The organism is Agrobacterium sp. NPDC058088 (genome assembly GCF_042885035.1).
Taxonomy (GTDB): domain Bacteria; phylum Pseudomonadota; class Alphaproteobacteria; order Rhizobiales; family Rhizobiaceae; genus Agrobacterium.
In genome coordinates this window covers 942,376-957,001 of record NZ_JBHVSU010000001.1, presented here as the reverse complement: position 1 = coordinate 957,001, position 14,626 = coordinate 942,376, and the positions used below count along the sequence as shown (strand labels likewise).

12 protein-coding genes are annotated in these 14,626 nt (G+C 59.4%); 7 read left to right on the top strand and 5 right to left on the bottom strand.

Translation table 11 applies throughout. The features are described from left to right. Positions 1-30: 30 nt before the first annotated feature. The 6 genes from ACFVTJ_RS04770 (at position 31) to ACFVTJ_RS04745 (ending at position 6,675) form a co-directional block, all read left to right on the top strand. Positions 31-1,890: a PHA/PHB synthase family protein gene (locus tag ACFVTJ_RS04770; RefSeq protein WP_386905036.1), complete on the top strand. Its 1,860-nt coding sequence runs from the start codon at positions 31-33 to the stop codon at positions 1,888-1,890. 32 nt (positions 1,891-1,922) lie between these two features. Further along, positions 1,923-2,642 (top strand): DNA/RNA nuclease SfsA, encoded by a 720-nt coding sequence (gene sfsA, locus ACFVTJ_RS04765; RefSeq protein WP_386905034.1) that lies wholly within the window; start codon positions 1,923-1,925, stop codon positions 2,640-2,642. A 31-nt stretch (positions 2,643-2,673) separates the two neighbouring features. Then, positions 2,674-3,507, top strand: coding sequence for a type I methionyl aminopeptidase (gene map / locus ACFVTJ_RS04760; protein WP_386905287.1), 834 nt, complete (start codon positions 2,674-2,676; stop codon positions 3,505-3,507). A gap of 13 nt (positions 3,508-3,520) precedes the next feature. Next, positions 3,521-4,363, top strand: coding sequence for a DNA repair protein RadC (gene radC, locus ACFVTJ_RS04755; RefSeq protein WP_386905032.1), 843 nt, complete (start codon positions 3,521-3,523; stop codon positions 4,361-4,363). Positions 4,364-4,511: 148 nt separating this feature from the next. Then, entirely contained in the window at positions 4,512-4,934 is a 423-nt protein-coding gene (locus tag ACFVTJ_RS04750) for a TadE/TadG family type IV pilus assembly protein (RefSeq protein ID WP_386905030.1), read from the top strand. A gap of 1 nt (position 4,935) precedes the next feature. After that, a complete protein-coding gene (locus tag ACFVTJ_RS04745; protein ID WP_386905029.1) occupies positions 4,936-6,675 on the top strand; it encodes a TadG family pilus assembly protein in 1,740 nt (579 codons plus the stop codon). Positions 6,676-6,749: 74 nt separating this feature from the next. On the opposite strand, the gene ACFVTJ_RS04740 is transcribed toward ACFVTJ_RS04745, so the two are convergent. The 4 genes from ACFVTJ_RS04740 to rpiA all read right to left on the bottom strand — a co-directional run bounded on the left by ACFVTJ_RS04740 (position 6,750) and on the right by rpiA (position 11,177). After that, positions 6,750-8,126, bottom strand: coding sequence for a class II 3-deoxy-7-phosphoheptulonate synthase (locus ACFVTJ_RS04740; protein ID WP_386905027.1), 1,377 nt, complete (start codon positions 8,124-8,126; stop codon positions 6,750-6,752). 240 nt (positions 8,127-8,366) lie between these two features. After that, complete coding sequence (gene gor / locus ACFVTJ_RS04735) at positions 8,367-9,755, bottom strand: glutathione-disulfide reductase (RefSeq protein WP_386905025.1); 1,389 nt, start codon at positions 9,753-9,755, stop codon at positions 8,367-8,369. Positions 9,756-9,898: 143 nt separating this feature from the next. After that, entirely contained in the window at positions 9,899-10,465 is a 567-nt protein-coding gene (locus ACFVTJ_RS04730) for a DUF2059 domain-containing protein (protein WP_386905023.1), read from the bottom strand. Between the two features lie 16 nt (positions 10,466-10,481). Continuing rightward, positions 10,482-11,177: a ribose-5-phosphate isomerase RpiA gene (gene rpiA / locus ACFVTJ_RS04725; RefSeq protein WP_386905021.1), complete on the bottom strand. Its 696-nt coding sequence runs from the start codon at positions 11,175-11,177 to the stop codon at positions 10,482-10,484. Between the two features lie 189 nt (positions 11,178-11,366). Between rpiA and ACFVTJ_RS04720 the strand changes: the two genes are divergently transcribed. After that, the gene (locus ACFVTJ_RS04720) at positions 11,367-12,068 is read left to right on the top strand and encodes an HAD family hydrolase (protein ID WP_386905019.1); all 702 of its coding nucleotides are present in this window, start codon (positions 11,367-11,369) and stop codon (positions 12,066-12,068) included. Positions 12,069-12,407: 339 nt separating this feature from the next. Here the strand turns inward: ACFVTJ_RS04720 and ACFVTJ_RS04715 are convergent, their stop codons facing one another. Further along, a complete protein-coding gene (locus ACFVTJ_RS04715) occupies positions 12,408-14,276 on the bottom strand; it encodes a murein L,D-transpeptidase (RefSeq protein ID WP_386905285.1) in 1,869 nt (622 codons plus the stop codon). Positions 14,277-14,626 lie beyond the last annotated feature (350 nt).

The window sequence follows — 14,626 nt, the reverse complement described above, 5'->3', positions numbered from 1 at the left end:
TGCAAACACAAATTTGGTGGAGGATCGTGCATGGCAGGTGTTGACGGCGGGGCGGGGAAAAAGGGTCGCAAAACGCCCGGCTTCGACGCCAGTTCCGCCGAGGCTTACCTGATCCGCGATCCCGAAACATTCGCGATCAACATCGCCCGCGCGCTCGAGAATCTCGGCAAGGCCGCCTCCGAATGGCTGGCACCACGCGAGCGCGGTGAAATACCGCAGGCAAGCGCCGATCCGGTGACCGATCTCGTCAAGACGCTCTCCGATGTCGCCGAATACTGGATGGCCGAACCGAAGCGGTCTCTGGAAGCACAAACCCATCTGCTTTCGAGCTATTACGATCTGTGGTCAAAATCGGTGGCGCAATTTTCCGGTGAGGCCGATTCGTCCTCGGAGAGGCCGGCCGAAAGCGGTCCTGCACAGCGCAAAAGCAAACGTTTTGCCGATGCCGACTGGCAGGCCAATCCATTCTTCGATTTTCTGCTCAAAGCCTACCAGACGACAGTCGGTTTCGCCGACCGCATGGTGACGGAAGCCGATGGGCTGGATGAGCATACCCGCACCAAAGCGCTGTTTTACATGCGGCAGGTGACGGAGGCGCTTTCGCCGGCCAATTTCGTCTTCACCAACCCGCAGGTCTTCCGCGAGACGGTGGCCTCCAGCGGCGCCAATCTTGTCAAGGGCATGGCGCAGCTGGCCGAGGATGTGGCGGCTGGCAATGGCCATCTGAAACTGCGCCAGACCGATTACAGCAAATTCGTCATCGGCCAGAATATTGCCGTCACGCCTGGGAAGGTCGTGGCGAGAAGCCCGCTCTGCGAAATCATCCATTATGCGCCAACGACGGAAAAGGTCTTCAAACGGCCGCTGCTGATCGTGCCGCCCTGGATCAACAAATTCTATATTCTCGATCTCAATCCGCAAAAATCCTTCGTCGGCTGGTGCCTGGAACAGGGCCACAGCGTGTTCATGGTCTCCTGGATCAACCCGGATGCCCGTCTGGCAGAAAAGGGCTGGGACGATTACATCCGCGAGGGCATCGACTTTGCGCTTGATACCATCAAGGAACGGACCGGTGAGAAGGACATCAACGCCATCGGCTATTGCGTCGGCGGCACGCTTTTATCCTCGGCACTGGCGCTGCATGCGCAGGAAGGCAATGAGCGCATCCGCAGCGCCACGCTGCTGGCCGCCCAGACAGATTTCATCCACGCCGGCGACCTCAAGGTCTTCATCGATGAAGGCCAGCTGGCGGCTCTGGACAAGCACATGCAGGCGGTCGGTTATCTCGATGGCTCTATCATGGCGACCGTCTTCAACATGCTGCGCGCATCCGATCTCATCTGGCCCTACATGGTCGATAATTACCTGCGCGGCACCGAGCCCCTGCCCTTTGATCTGCTCTACTGGAATTCCGATTCGACCCGGGTGACAGCCGCCAGCCATTCGTTCTATCTGCGCAATTGTTATCTTGAGAACAATCTCGCTCGCGGGCTGCTGCGTGTTGGCGGCAAGCGCATCAATCTCGGCGACATCAAAATCCCCGTCTATGATCTCGCCACCCGTGACGACCATATCGCGCCGGCGAAATCGGTCTTTGCGGGGGCTTCGCTGTTCGGCGGGCCAGTGGAATTCGTGCTTGGCGCATCCGGCCACATTGCCGGCGTCGTCAATCCGCCGCAGCTTGAGAAATACCAATATTGGACGGGGCCGTCACCGTCAGGAGACTTCGATGCCTGGCAGACCGCCGCCACGCCCCACAAGGGTTCGTGGTGGGTGCACTGGCAGAACTGGATCGCGAGCCAGAACGCCGAAAAAGTGACGGCGCGTAAGCCGGAAGACGGCAAGCGCCCGGTGCTCGGCGATGCGCCGGGAACCTATGTCCTGTCCTGACCAACTCCTTCACCAAACATTTTTCAGGCCATATGCTCTTCACACCCCCGCTTACCCCCGCCACGCTCATCTCCCGCTACAAGCGCTTCCTCTTCGATGCCATTCTGGAAGACGGCACGGCGATCACCGGCTCCTGCCCCAATACCGGCTCGATGCGCGGGCTGACGACGCCGGGTTCCCGCATCTGGCTCTCGGAACATGACAGCCCGACCCGTAAATACCGGCACATGTTTGAAATGATCGAGGCCGATGGCACCATGGTCGGCATCAATACCGGCATGCCGAACCGGCTGGCAGAGGAAGCCATAATCAACGGCCGCATCCCGAAACTGGGCGGCTATTCGACGATCCGGCGCGAACAGAAATACGGCCGCAACTCCCGCATCGATTTCCTGCTTTCGGAACCCGGCAGGCCGGACGCCTATGTGGAAGTGAAGAACGTGCACTTCATGCGCGAGAAGGGTCTTGCCGAGTTTCCCGATACCGCCACCAAACGCGGCGCGAAACATCTGGAGGAATTGGGTGACGCGGCGGAAGCCGGTTACCGCTCCGTGATGCTCTATCTCATCCAGCGGGGCGATTGCGATCGGATGCGTATCTGTGATGATCTCGATCCGGTCTATGCACTGGCCTTTCAGCGGGCAATGGCGCGCGGCGTGGAGGCCTATGCGGTGAAATGCGCGGTCTCCCCGACACAAATTTCGGTCAGCGGAACGGTTAAGATGGACGAATGGCGTCCGGCTGTTTTATGAACAGGGACGTGAAGAGACAGAAAGCACTATGATGGTCACCTATATCGACGCAGCCTCCGCCCCCCTCAAGAATACGGGCGTCATCCGCCTTTATACGCCTGAGGATTTCGACGGCATGCGCAAGGCGTGTCAGCTGACAGCGCGTTGCCTCGATGAACTGGCGGCCATCGTCAAGCCGGGTGTGACGACCGACGCCATCGACCGCTTCGTCTTTGAATTCGGTGCCGACCACGGCGCGCTGCCGGCGACGCTGAATTACCGCGGTTATACCAAATCCGTCTGCACCTCGATCAACCATGTGGTCTGCCACGGTATTCCGGACGAAAAGCCGCTGCGCGACGGCGATATCGTCAATATCGACGTCACCTATGTGCTGGACGGTTGGCACGGCGATTCGAGCCGCATGTACCCGGTCGGCCAGATCAAGCGCGCGGCCGAACGTCTGATGGAAGTAACCTATGAATGCCTGATGCGCGGTATTGCGGCGGTGAAGCCCGGTGCGCGCACCGGAGCAATCGGCGCAGCGATCCAGGCCTATGCGGAAGCCGAGCGCTGCTCTGTCGTGCGTGATTTCTGTGGCCATGGCGTCGGACGCCTGTTCCACGATACGCCGAACATCCTGCATTACGGCCAGCCGAATGAAGGCCCGGAAATTCGCGAAGGCATGATTTTCACCATCGAGCCGATGATCAATCTCGGCAAGCCGCATGTGAAGGTGCTTTCCGATGGCTGGACCGCGGTGACGCGTGATCGTTCTCTCTCCGCACAATATGAACATGCCGTTGGCGTCACCGCCACCGGCTGCGAAATCTTCACGCTGTCACCGGGCGGCTTTGATCGCCCGGGCCTGCCGCCACTCGCATAAGGCCAGACCATCAATGGCAAAACGCCCCGCCCCGCCGTCCGCCGATCTTTCTACGACGTCAGGCTTTGAGGCAGGCGAAGGCGATCTGTTCGACGTGGCGGACGAGCGCGGCTTTTTCGCAGAACCGCGAAGCGCGCCGAAGAAGACCGAGCGCACCGCAACCGTTGCGGAACAGGAAACGGATGCCGCTCACTATCACGGTCACCGCGACCGGTTGCGGGCGCGCTACCGCGATGGCGGGGATGCCGCGCTGGCCGATTACGAATTGCTGGAGCTTCTGTTGTTCCGGCTGATCCCGCGGCGCGATACCAAACCCATCGCCAAAGCCCTCCTTGCCCGCTTCGGAACGCTTGGCGGGGTTCTCGGCGCCCCTGTGGCACTGCTGCAGGAGGTGAAAGGCGTTGGCGAGGCCGTCGCGCTGGACCTGAAGCTCGTCGCGTCCGTTTCCCAGCGTATGCTGAAAAGCGAAATCCGCAACAAGCAGGTTCTCGGCTCCTGGTCGTCGGTCATCGACTATTGCCATGCCGCCATGGCCCACGAGACGCGTGAACAGTTTCGCATTCTCTTCCTCGACAAGCGCAATGTCCTGATCGCCGATGAGGTACAGGGTCAGGGAACCGTGGATCATACCCCGGTCTACCCGCGCGAAATTGTCCGGCGCGCCCTTGAATTATCCTCTACGGCTTTGATTTTAATCCACAATCACCCAAGTGGAGACCCCACGCCTTCGCGGGCCGATATCGAGATGACCAAAACGATCATCGATACGGCAAAGCCGCTCGGCATTACCGTCCACGATCACATCATCATCGGCAAGGACGGCCACGCCAGCTTCAAAGGGCTTCGGCTTATTTGAAAATCAGCTGGTGGTGACGCGAATTTTTTAACGCGCCTGCAACCCATAAGGGCGGCATCAATAAAAAATTAACGCCTATAAATTAGCATTTCCGAAAATAATAAAACAAGGCGTCGAACCTTGATGCCTTGAGGAACGGGGGTGCTTTATGCGTAATGCAGTGCGTTTCCTTCGCGATCGGTCCGGCTCGAACGCTGTCGAGTTCGCCATTGTCGCGCCGATCTTCTTTCTCGTCCTTCTCACCATGATTGCCTACGGCATCTATCTGATGGCGGCCTATTCGGTGCAGCAGATTGCCGCCGACGCAGCGAGAACAGCCGTTGCCGGCCTCAACACCAACGAGCGCCAGCAGCTTGCCCGCGATTTCGTCACCAAAAGTGACCTCAGCTACGCCTTCATGGACAAGACGCGTTTCACCGTCAATGTCGCCACCGACCCCGCCAATGCCAACCAGTTCACGGTGAAGGTGGAATACGACGCCAGCAACCTGCCGATCTGGAGCCTCTACAGCTACACCATGCCCGAGCCGGTCATTCGGCGTTTTTCCACCATCCGGATCGGAGGAGCATGACATGCGGACCATTCCTTCCCTGCTTCCCCGCATCCTCAAGGATAAGACGGGCAACATCGCAATCTCTGCGGGCCTCACCGCACCGCTTTTCATCGGCATATTGGCGCTGGGCGTCGACTACGGTTACCTGACATTGCAGAAACGGCAATTGCAGCAGACCGCAGATCTCGCGGCCATCTCTGCGGCCGCCAATGCCACCGATGCCGAAAAGGCGGTCCAGCAATATTTCGCCCTCAATGGCATGGATCTCGGGGTGAAGACCGACAAGGGCCTGTTGACCGCCAAGGGGCTGGAACCCTTCGATCCCCAGAATGAATTCGCCAGCAGCAAGGGTTACGCCGAAATCATCAAGGGTCACTACGAGCCGGATGCGACCGTGCCGGTCGGCCAGCGTTTCGTTGATAACGCCCTGCCCACCAATGCGATAAAGGTGAACATCGTCGAGCAGGGGCAGATATTCTTCGCCTCCGCCTTCACCAAGCCGCCCAAGGTCTCGGCGGTCGGAACGGCGTCGTCCCAGAAGATCGCGGCATTTTCGGTCGGATCACGGCTTGCCAGTCTGGACGAGGGAATTCTCAACAGCCTGCTCGGCGGCCTGCTCGGCACGACCGTATCGCTGAAACTCATGGACTATCAGGCCCTTGTCGCCGCCGACGTCAATGCGCTCAAAATCGTCGATGCGCTTGCAGTCGATCTCAACCTCACCGCCGGCACCTACAAGGATGTTCTGCAGACGGAGATCAGCTACGGCAAATTTCTTGAGGTGTTGACGAAAACCACAGGCCTGCAGCCGGTGGTCGTCAACGTTTTGAACACGCTTCAAAAAACCGTCAACAAGAGCAACGTCAAGATCAAGCTTGAGGAAATCCTCAACCTCGGCCCCTTCTCCGACAAGCTGATCGGTACGGGTGAAAACCTCAAGGTGACAGCCGGCGTATTCGATCTCATCAATGCTGCGGCCGTTGCAGGTAATGGCGGCAACCAGCTAGGGCTCAATATCAACGCCAACCTTCTCGGTCTCGCCTCGGTCAAGGCAACGCTCGCCATCGGTGAACCGCCTGTCGAAACGCCGTCTCTCGCCGTTGGCAGCCCGGGCACTATCGTCCGCACCGCACAGACCCGGCTGGCGGTCAGCGTCGTGGTGGACGGGCTTCAGGCCATCGCCGGTCTGAAGGTCAATATTCCGCTCTATGTGGAAGTCGCCCATGCCGAAGCGCGGCTTGCCGATATCAGATGCACCGGCGGCGGACAGGGCACGGTGGATGTGGAAGTCGTTCCCGGCGTTGCGGAAATCGCGCTCGGCAATGTCGATACTTCGGCCTTTGCCAATTTCGGCAAGGACCCGCGTGTCACCAAGGCGGCGATCGTGGATTCGGCGCTGCTTGCCATCAATGGCAGCGCCCTCATCAACGCCACCAATATGACGAAGACCAAGCTGACCTTCACGCAGTCGGAGATCACACAGGCCAAGATCAAGAGCGTTTCGACCAAGGACACCGTTACCACTCTTGTCAGTTCGCTGCTGAAGAACCTCAATCTCGATATCCGGCTTCTCTTCATCAACCTTGATTTGGGTGGCCTCGCAGGCATCCAGACAGCGCTTGCCAATACCCTTGCGGCGGTCACGGCTCCCGTCGATCAGCTGCTCTACAACGTGCTCCTGGTTCTCGGCGTCAAGATCGGCGAAGCCGATGTGCGCGTCACGGATGTCCGCTGTCAGCAGCCCGCGCTGGTGCAATAATCAGCACCACGCACGAAAAAGCCGCCGGAAGGTCTCCCGGCGGCTTTTTTGCTTTATGCAGTCCGTTGCTTGAATCAGGCGTTGGCGATTGCCAGACGCTTCTCGTCACGACCGCTCTTCATGCGTTCGGACAGCAGGAACGCCAGTTCCAGCGCCTGATCGGCGTTGAGGCGCGGATCGCAATGGGTGTGGTAACGGTCGGACAGCGAATCCGCTGTCACGGCGCGCGCGCCACCCGTGCATTCCGTCACGTCCTTGCCGGTCATCTCGATGTGGATGCCGCCCGGATGCGTGCCTTCGGCGCGATGGATCTGGAAGAAGCTTTCGACTTCCGACAGAATGCGCTCGAACGGACGCGTCTTGTAGTGGTTGAGCGTGATCGTGTTGCCATGCATAGGATCACAGGACCAGACGACCTTGCGGCCTTCCTTCTCAACTGCACGAATGAGCTTCGGCAGGCTGTCTGCCACCTTGTCATGGCCGAAACGGCAGATCAGCGTCAGACGGCCGGCCTCGTTGGCCGGGTTCAGCGCATCGATTAGCCCAATCAGATTGTCGGGCGTCAGAGACGGGCCACACTTCAGGCCGATCGGGTTCTTGATGCCCCGGAAGTATTCCACATGCGCATGGTCGAGCTGGCGCGTACGGTCGCCGATCCACAGCATGTGTCCTGATGTCGCGTACCAGTCGCCGGATGTCGAATCGACGCGGGTCAGCGCCTCTTCGTAACCGAGCAGCAGCGCCTCATGGCTGGTGAAGAAATCGGTCTCGCGCAGGCTCGGATTGCTGTCCGCGCTGATGCCGATCGCCTTCATGAAGTCCATGGTTTCGGAAATGCGGTCAGCCAGCTTGCGGTAACGATCCGCCTGCGGGCTGTCCTTGATGAAGCCGAGCATCCACTGGTGAACGTTTTCCAGGTTGGCGTAACCACCCATGGCGAAAGCGCGCAGCAGGTTCAGCGTCGCTGCCGACTGGCGATAGGCGTCGAGCTGCCGCTCCGGGCTCGGAATGCGCGAGGCTTCATTGAATTCTATGCCGTTGATGATGTCACCGCGGTAGGACGGCAGCGTCACGCCATCCTGAACTTCCACGTTGGAAGAGCGCGGCTTGGCGAACTGGCCGGCAATGCGTCCCACCTTCACAACGGGCAGCTGCGCGCCATAGGTCAGCACCACGGCCATCTGCAGGAAGGCACGGAAGAAGTCGCGGATGTTGTCTGCACCATGCTCGAGGAAGCTTTCGGCGCAATCGCCGCCCTGCAGCAGGAAGGCGTTGCCTTCCGCCACATTGGCAAGCTGTTTCTTCAGGCGGCGGGCTTCACCGGCAAAAACCAGCGGCGGATAGGTCGCAAGCGTGGCTTCCGTAGCAGCAAGTGCTGCCGCATCAGGATATTCGGGAACCTGCTGGATCGGTTTCTGCCGCCAGCTGCCGGGGGTCCAATTCTGTGCCATGTTCTTACCCTTTTTTCGCCCGCGCACTTTTGCACGACCGCCTCGAAAAATTGAGCGGCTTATAGCTCCAAGCACAGGCTTTGCATAGCCGATGTCAGGGCTAACAGGCCCATTCCGCCCGTTTTGGGCGCTCAACACGAATAAAACTCAATTCAAACGATTTAAGAAACCCACCACCGCCCAAAAACCATCGATTTTCAGGCGGTGGCAGGCAAATGTCGTATTGCGTTTGCGATGGCGTTACACGCGCTCGCCATTCACCAAGCGGTAGCTCGGGGAATACATCGTCACCAGCTCCTCTGCCGCCGTCGGATGAACCGCCATGGTGCGGTCGAAGTCATCCTTGGTGCAACCGGCTTTCAACGTGATACCGAGAAGCTGTGCCATCTCGCCCGCCTCGTGGCCGAGAATATGGACGCCGACAACCTTGCGGTCGCCGGCATTGACGATCAGCTTCATGATCGTCTTCTCCTGACGGCCGGAAAGCGTCGCCTTCATCGGGCGGAACTGCGCGCGATAGACTTCCAGCTCCGAATATTTCTTGCCCGCTTCCTCTTCCGAAAGACCAACCGTGCCGATTTCCGGCTGCGAGAACACTGCCGTCGCGATCAGCTCGTGATCCGGCTTGGTGGGGTTGTTCTTGTATTCGGTCTCGATGAAGCACATGGCCTCGTGGATCGCCACCGGCGTCAGCTGTACCCGGTCGGTGACGTCGCCCAGCGCGAAGATGCTTGGCACGTTGGTCCGCGAATAATCGTCAACGATGATCGCGCCCCGGGAATCCACCTTCACACCGGCATTTTCCAGCCCCAGCCCCTTAGTATTGGGATCGCGGCCAAGCGCCAGCATCACCAGACCGACGTGCAGCGAGCTACCCTGCTTGGTGCGCGCCACGAAACCGCCAGCACCATCCTCGCTGACCTCCTCGATCACATCTTCGAGAATGATGCGGATGCCCTTTTCCTCCATCGCTTCATGCAGGCCCCTGCGCATGTCGTGATCGAAGCGCGACAGGATTTCCTTGCCGCGATAGATCAGCGTCGTTTCCACACCGAGCCCATGAAAGATATTGGCGAATTCCACGGCGATATAACCGCCGCCGGCAATCAGGATCGATTTCGGCAGTTCTTCCAGGTCGAAGGCCTCGTTGGAGGAGATCGTCAGTTCATGGCCGGGCAGCGCCTTGTGCTCATTCGGTGTGCCACCGACGGCAATGACAATACGCTCGGCCGTGAAGGTCTCGCCGGTCTTCGTAAGCTTAACGGTATGAGCATCGACCAGCTCGGCGTGGCTGTCGAAAATATCCGCCTTGGCGTTCTCCAGCCCCTTGCGGTAGAGCCCTTCGAGACGGGTGATTTCCTTGTCCTTCGCCGCGATCAGCTTCTTCCAGTCGAAACGGCGCTCGCCGACGCTCCAGCCGAAACCTTCGGCATCCTCGAAATGCTCGGGGAATTGCGAGGCATAAACGAACAGCTTCTTGGGCACGCAACCTCGAATGACGCAGGTGCCGCCATAACGGTATTCTTCAGCAATGCCCACGCGCTTGCCGAGCGAGGCCGCCACGCGGCCGCTGCGCACACCGCCGGAACCGCCACCGATGACGAAGAGATCGTAGTGATAAGCTGTCATAGTCAAAACCCCTGCTCAAAACCGCCATGACCTCGATATGGGCCAGCGGCCTGTCCACGCCACATATAGGTGCTGCGACGCACAAATGAAAAGCCCGGTCTTGCGGCCGGGCTTTGAATATTTCTGAACCTTTGAAGGTTGCCTTACGGCTTGGCTGCAGGCGCGCCACCGGTCGCGTTGTGGTCAGCCGGAAGCGGCTTCAGATCGGCGCCGGCTACCTTCTGGAGTTCCGTCATGCTGGCGGCGTTGAGATCGCGGTTGATGCCCGCAGCCCAGATGTCGGCAGCCTTCATCAGCTCGCGCGTGGCGATCGGGCCGTCCTTCAGGAGCTTCTTGCCAGCTTCGCTGCTGTAGAAGGTGGAAATGGCATTCAGCTCGTCAACGCTGAAGGCGCGTGCATAGGTGAGTGCCGCTTCGCGTTCCAGATCGGCACGGCGCGGTGCAAGCTCGAGCGCCTTGGCGTCAACCGTCGTGGTGATGGCGTCCTGAACGTTCGGCGAAGCCTGAATGAGTTCGCCCTTCAGACGCTCCGCCAGACCGGGCAGAATGTCGTCAAAACGGTCGGTGACGCCCAGAGAGGCGATCGCCTTGCGTGCGGCAGCAATATGCGCTTCGGAAATTTCCTGGGCGCGTGCGGCAGTACCGAACACGATGCCGGAAATGAGGATCGAAGCAGCGGCAGCTTTGCCGAGTCCCGCCAATTTGATCATGAAAATCTCGCTCCTGTTATACTGCCTGCATCACGCGGGCGCCTTCAGGACCCGCGATAATGGCAAGCGATGCCAAATTGATGAAAAGTCCGTGCTCGACAACACCGGGGATAGTGTTCAGCTCGCGTGCCAGTGCTTCTGCATCAGGAATACGGCCAAAAGATGCGTCGAGGATCAGGTGCCCGCCGTCCGTCATGAAGACGCCGTCGCCGGATGAACGCATTGTCAGTGTGCCCGAAAGACCCGATCGCGCCGCCAGCTTTTCGATGGCGATACGCGTCGCCACCTGGCCGAAGGGATTGATTTCGATGGGAAGCGGAAAGGCGCCCAACGTTTCGACGACCTTGCTCTGGTCCGCGATGACGATCATGCGACCGGATGCAGCCGCCACGATCTTTTCGCGCAGAAGCGCGCCACCGCCACCCTTGACGAGACGCAGCGCATGATCCACCTCGTCCGCACCGTCAATGGTGAGATCCAGTTCCGGCAATTCATCGAGGGATTTCAGCGGCACGCCAAGCTCGACGCACAGGCGCGCGGTGCGCTCGGACGTGGGCACGCCCTCGACCTTCAGGCCGGCAGCAACCTTCTCGGCCAGAAGACGGACGAATTCCTCGGCCGTCGAACCGGTACCGATACCCAGCCGCATACCGTCCTGCACATGGGACAATGCGGCCTCGGCGGCCTTGATCTTCATCTGGCGGGCATCCATGTGCCTGAAACTCCGGTAGCTTTGTTGTCGCCGTGCTGTTTACACGGGTCGAAAGCCAAACGAAAGCCTTTTTCAAGGCAACGAACAGAACGTTGTGATGCGGTTGCAAAGACAGGTGGCTTTGCCTAGGCTTGGCGCAAATGAAAGCATGAATACCTCAGAACCCGCATTCTCCAAGAGGCCGTTTCCGTGACATCCCGCCCGCTCTCCCCGCTCGCCATTTTTGATCTCGACGGTACGCTGGTCGACACCGCCGCCGACCTCGTCTCGAGCCTCAACCATACCATTGCCACAGCCGGGCTTGCGCCCGTCACCTATGACGACCTGACGCATCTCGTCGGCCAGGGCGCACGGGTCATGATCAAGCGGGCCTTTGCCCTTCGTGAAACAGAGCTGCCGGAGGCCGACGTCGATCCGCTCTACGAACGCTTCATCACGCACTATCGCGCTGAAATGCCCGGCAAAAGCCGCCCTTACCCCGGCATCATCAACACGCTGGATGCGCTTTCCAAAGCCGGCATCACGCTTGCCGTCTGCACCAACAAGACCGCAGTCCTCGCTGTACCGCTGCTCGAAAAACTCGGTCTGACCCACTATTTCGCCGCGATCACCTGCGGTGACACTTTCGAATTCCGCAAGCCGGATGCACGCCATATTCTCGGTACTATTGAAAAGGCCGGCGGCGATATCAGGCGCACGGTCATGGTCGGCGACAGCATCAACGACATCCTCGCCGCGAAAAACGCCAACGTGCCCTCCATCGGCGTCACCTTCGGTTACACCGACGTGCCGATGGCCGAGCTCGCGCCCGATGTCGTCATCGATGATTTCGACGCCCTGACACCTGATTTGTTCGCGAAGCTGATTGCCAGGGGCGCTGCGGCGGCTTGAGTGTCCTGACCTCTCTTCCGTCACGCGGTGCTCTAGAAATGCCGTTCAGTTTAAGTCTGTGCATGATAACGAAACTGAGGCAGAAGCGTGCGCACTTCGCTTCGCCGTCATCCTCGGGCTTGTCCCGAGGATCTAACCACCTCGACAAAATCAGAGCGTAGGCAGATCCTCGGGACAAGCCCGAGGACGACGGCAGGGTATTTGGCCCGGGCCGGACTAGGCTTCTTTGTGGTCCATGACATAAGCGCACTGCACCTGTGTCACGGAAAGACGAAGCTCGGCCCCCACCTCCAAACGAAAAAAGCGCCGTTTCCGGCGCTTTTTTCTCGGTGCGATCAATCAGATCGAAGCGGCTCTCGCCTTCGTCGTCACCGCAAAGGCCTTCTGCACGTAACTGTCGCGATCATAGACATCGTCGAAGAACTGCACCTTGCCGTCCTTGTCTGGCCACGCCGTGAAGTAGGAAACGTAAACAGGGATTTTCACCGGCACCTGCACGGCGCGGTTCTTGCCGGAAGCGATCTGCTCGTTGACCTTGTCGATGGTGGTGCCGAGAACGGCAGCCGCCATGCGGCGCGGCTCCACCAGACGGATACAGCCATGGCTCAGAGCCCGCATGTCGCGGTTGAAGAAGCTCTTTGCCGGCGTGTCATGCATGTAAATCGCATGCGCGTTCGGGAAGAGGATTTTCAGGTCGCCCAGCGCATTGTCGCTGCTCGGCGGCTGGCGCACGGAAACGGCATTGGTCGAGCCATACCAGTTGACGCTGGAGGACGAGACGGCACGGCCGTTCACCTGCACTTCGTAACCCAGCCGGTCGAGATAGGACGGGTCACGGCGCAGCTTCGGCAGCATCTCGTTGATGATGATCGACTGCGGCACGCCCCAATAGGGATTAAACTCGACGGTCTGAATCTCGTCTTGGAAGAAATAGGTCTGGTTGGCCTTGGAGCCGACCACGACCTTCATGCCGAACTGCTCGACGCCATCATTGTGATAATAAGCCATGAAGGCGGGCTGGTTGATGAAGACGTAACGCTGGCCGAGATCTGCCGGCAACCAGCGGATCTGCTCCATCGCCACCTGCACCTTGGCGATCTTGGTATCGTTGCTTTCGCCGACCATGGCGCGTACGGTCGCACGACCGATGACGCCGTCGGCCTTCAAGCCATTTTCGCTCTGGAACGCCTTCACGAGATCAACGAGATCAGGCGTATAATCCGGCGTCTGCTGGTAACCCGAAATGATCGCCGCATGTTCCGCCTTGAAAGCCGGCGACGCGCGATGTTCGATGGCTTTGACGACGCTGGCCATATCCGCGCTGCTGTTACCGGGCTTCAGCACCAGATCGGCAGGAACACGCACGACGTGGGCGGCATCGCCCTCGCCACGCAGGCGGGCAAGCTCTGCCTTCAGCGCCTGATACTCAGCGCTGGAAGGCTCGCGGCTGCGCAGATAAGCGGCCACATCGGGGCTCAGGCCAGCAAGCTTCAGCACAGGAGCGAGGTTCACCGTCTTGCGCTTGAAATCATGGTAACCGGAAAGCCGGTTTGGATCGACGCGGCCACGGGTCGTATCCTGCACGTAGGCGAGAATTTTTGCTGAAAGCGCCAGCTCGAACTGCATCTGCGCCCGCTGATAGGCATCGGAAACAGGCGCCGAGGCCGTCTCGACCGGCGTACCGTTCGATGTCGTGCCGGCAACATTGCTGCTGATACTGGCCGTCACGTCCTTTGCCGGTGCGGAAATGCTGTAATCGGCGGGATCGAGACCGCTATCGCCAACCGTCTCCAGGAAAGCGATGGCGGCGTTGGCACGCTCGGTCAGTTCGCCGCCGGATACCCACAACGTCTTGCCGCCAGCGCCATAGTAAGCTTCGAGTGCCTTGGCGATTTCAGGCGTGGCGCTGAACTTCAGATTGGCAAGGCCTTCGCCGAAATTCGCGGTATTTACCGCGCGGGCCGTATCCGCCTTGTAGTCATAATAGCGAGGGCCGGAAACGCGGGGCAAAGGCTCGGGATCGGAAGCATCAGCACTCTGACCAGCGCCTGATCTGGAGCCGGATGGCGACGTGACGATGCCGGCCGGTGGCAACTCGCCGCGATCACGCGCGATCTTGCCCGGTCCGCCGCGCAGAAGATCCATCAGCGTCACCGCGCCGGCGCTGCCGGGAAGAGCGGTGGAAAGGGAAAGACCGAGAGCCAGCATCAGTGCTGCCGATGATTTTCCAGATGTGACTTGCAATTTGATCCTCGTAGCACCCAGCACCACCGGGAAAACGGCGGGCATTAGTTTCATGCCTGTCTAGCCGATCAACGGCCTGTTGAAAAGAAAACGCCAAAAGCCCAAAATCGTGCCGAAATGAACTTCATGATACAGCCAAAGCCATAAAAACGTAATTTCCAGAATTGGTGAGAATGGTTAAATTTCTATTTATTTCATTTACTTTGCTTTGACCGCGCATCGCCGTCGGGCGAGGCACGGCACAGATTTTCGGGCATTTTCATGACGTAGTAAAAATGACACGCAAGCCCGTTTTTCGCCGTACCGCCGCGGGC

What these genes read in the sequence shown, in the direction of transcription:
- ACFVTJ_RS04770 (WP_386905036.1), top strand. Translation starts at nt 31, where the DNA reads ATGGCAGGTGTTGACGGCGGGGCGGGGAAAAAGGGTCGCAAAACGCCC.
- sfsA (WP_386905034.1), top strand. Translation starts at nt 1,923, where the DNA reads ATGCTCTTCACACCCCCGCTTACCCCCGCCACGCTCATCTCCCGCTAC.
- map (WP_386905287.1), top strand. Translation starts at nt 2,674, where the DNA reads ATGGTCACCTATATCGACGCAGCCTCCGCCCCCCTCAAGAATACGGGC.
- radC (WP_386905032.1), top strand. Translation starts at nt 3,521, where the DNA reads ATGGCAAAACGCCCCGCCCCGCCGTCCGCCGATCTTTCTACGACGTCA.
- ACFVTJ_RS04750 (WP_386905030.1), top strand. Translation starts at nt 4,512, where the DNA reads ATGCGTAATGCAGTGCGTTTCCTTCGCGATCGGTCCGGCTCGAACGCT.
- ACFVTJ_RS04745 (WP_386905029.1), top strand. Translation starts at nt 4,936, where the DNA reads ATGCGGACCATTCCTTCCCTGCTTCCCCGCATCCTCAAGGATAAGACG.
- ACFVTJ_RS04740 (WP_386905027.1), bottom strand. Translation starts at nt 8,126, where the DNA reads ATGGCACAGAATTGGACCCCCGGCAGCTGGCGGCAGAAACCGATCCAG.
- gor (WP_386905025.1), bottom strand. Translation starts at nt 9,755, where the DNA reads ATGACAGCTTATCACTACGATCTCTTCGTCATCGGTGGCGGTTCCGGC.
- ACFVTJ_RS04730 (WP_386905023.1), bottom strand. Translation starts at nt 10,465, where the DNA reads ATGATCAAATTGGCGGGACTCGGCAAAGCTGCCGCTGCTTCGATCCTC.
- rpiA (WP_386905021.1), bottom strand. Translation starts at nt 11,177, where the DNA reads ATGGATGCCCGCCAGATGAAGATCAAGGCCGCCGAGGCCGCATTGTCC.
- ACFVTJ_RS04715 (WP_386905285.1), bottom strand. Translation starts at nt 14,276, where the DNA reads ATGCTGGCTCTCGGTCTTTCCCTTTCCACCGCTCTTCCCGGCAGCGCC.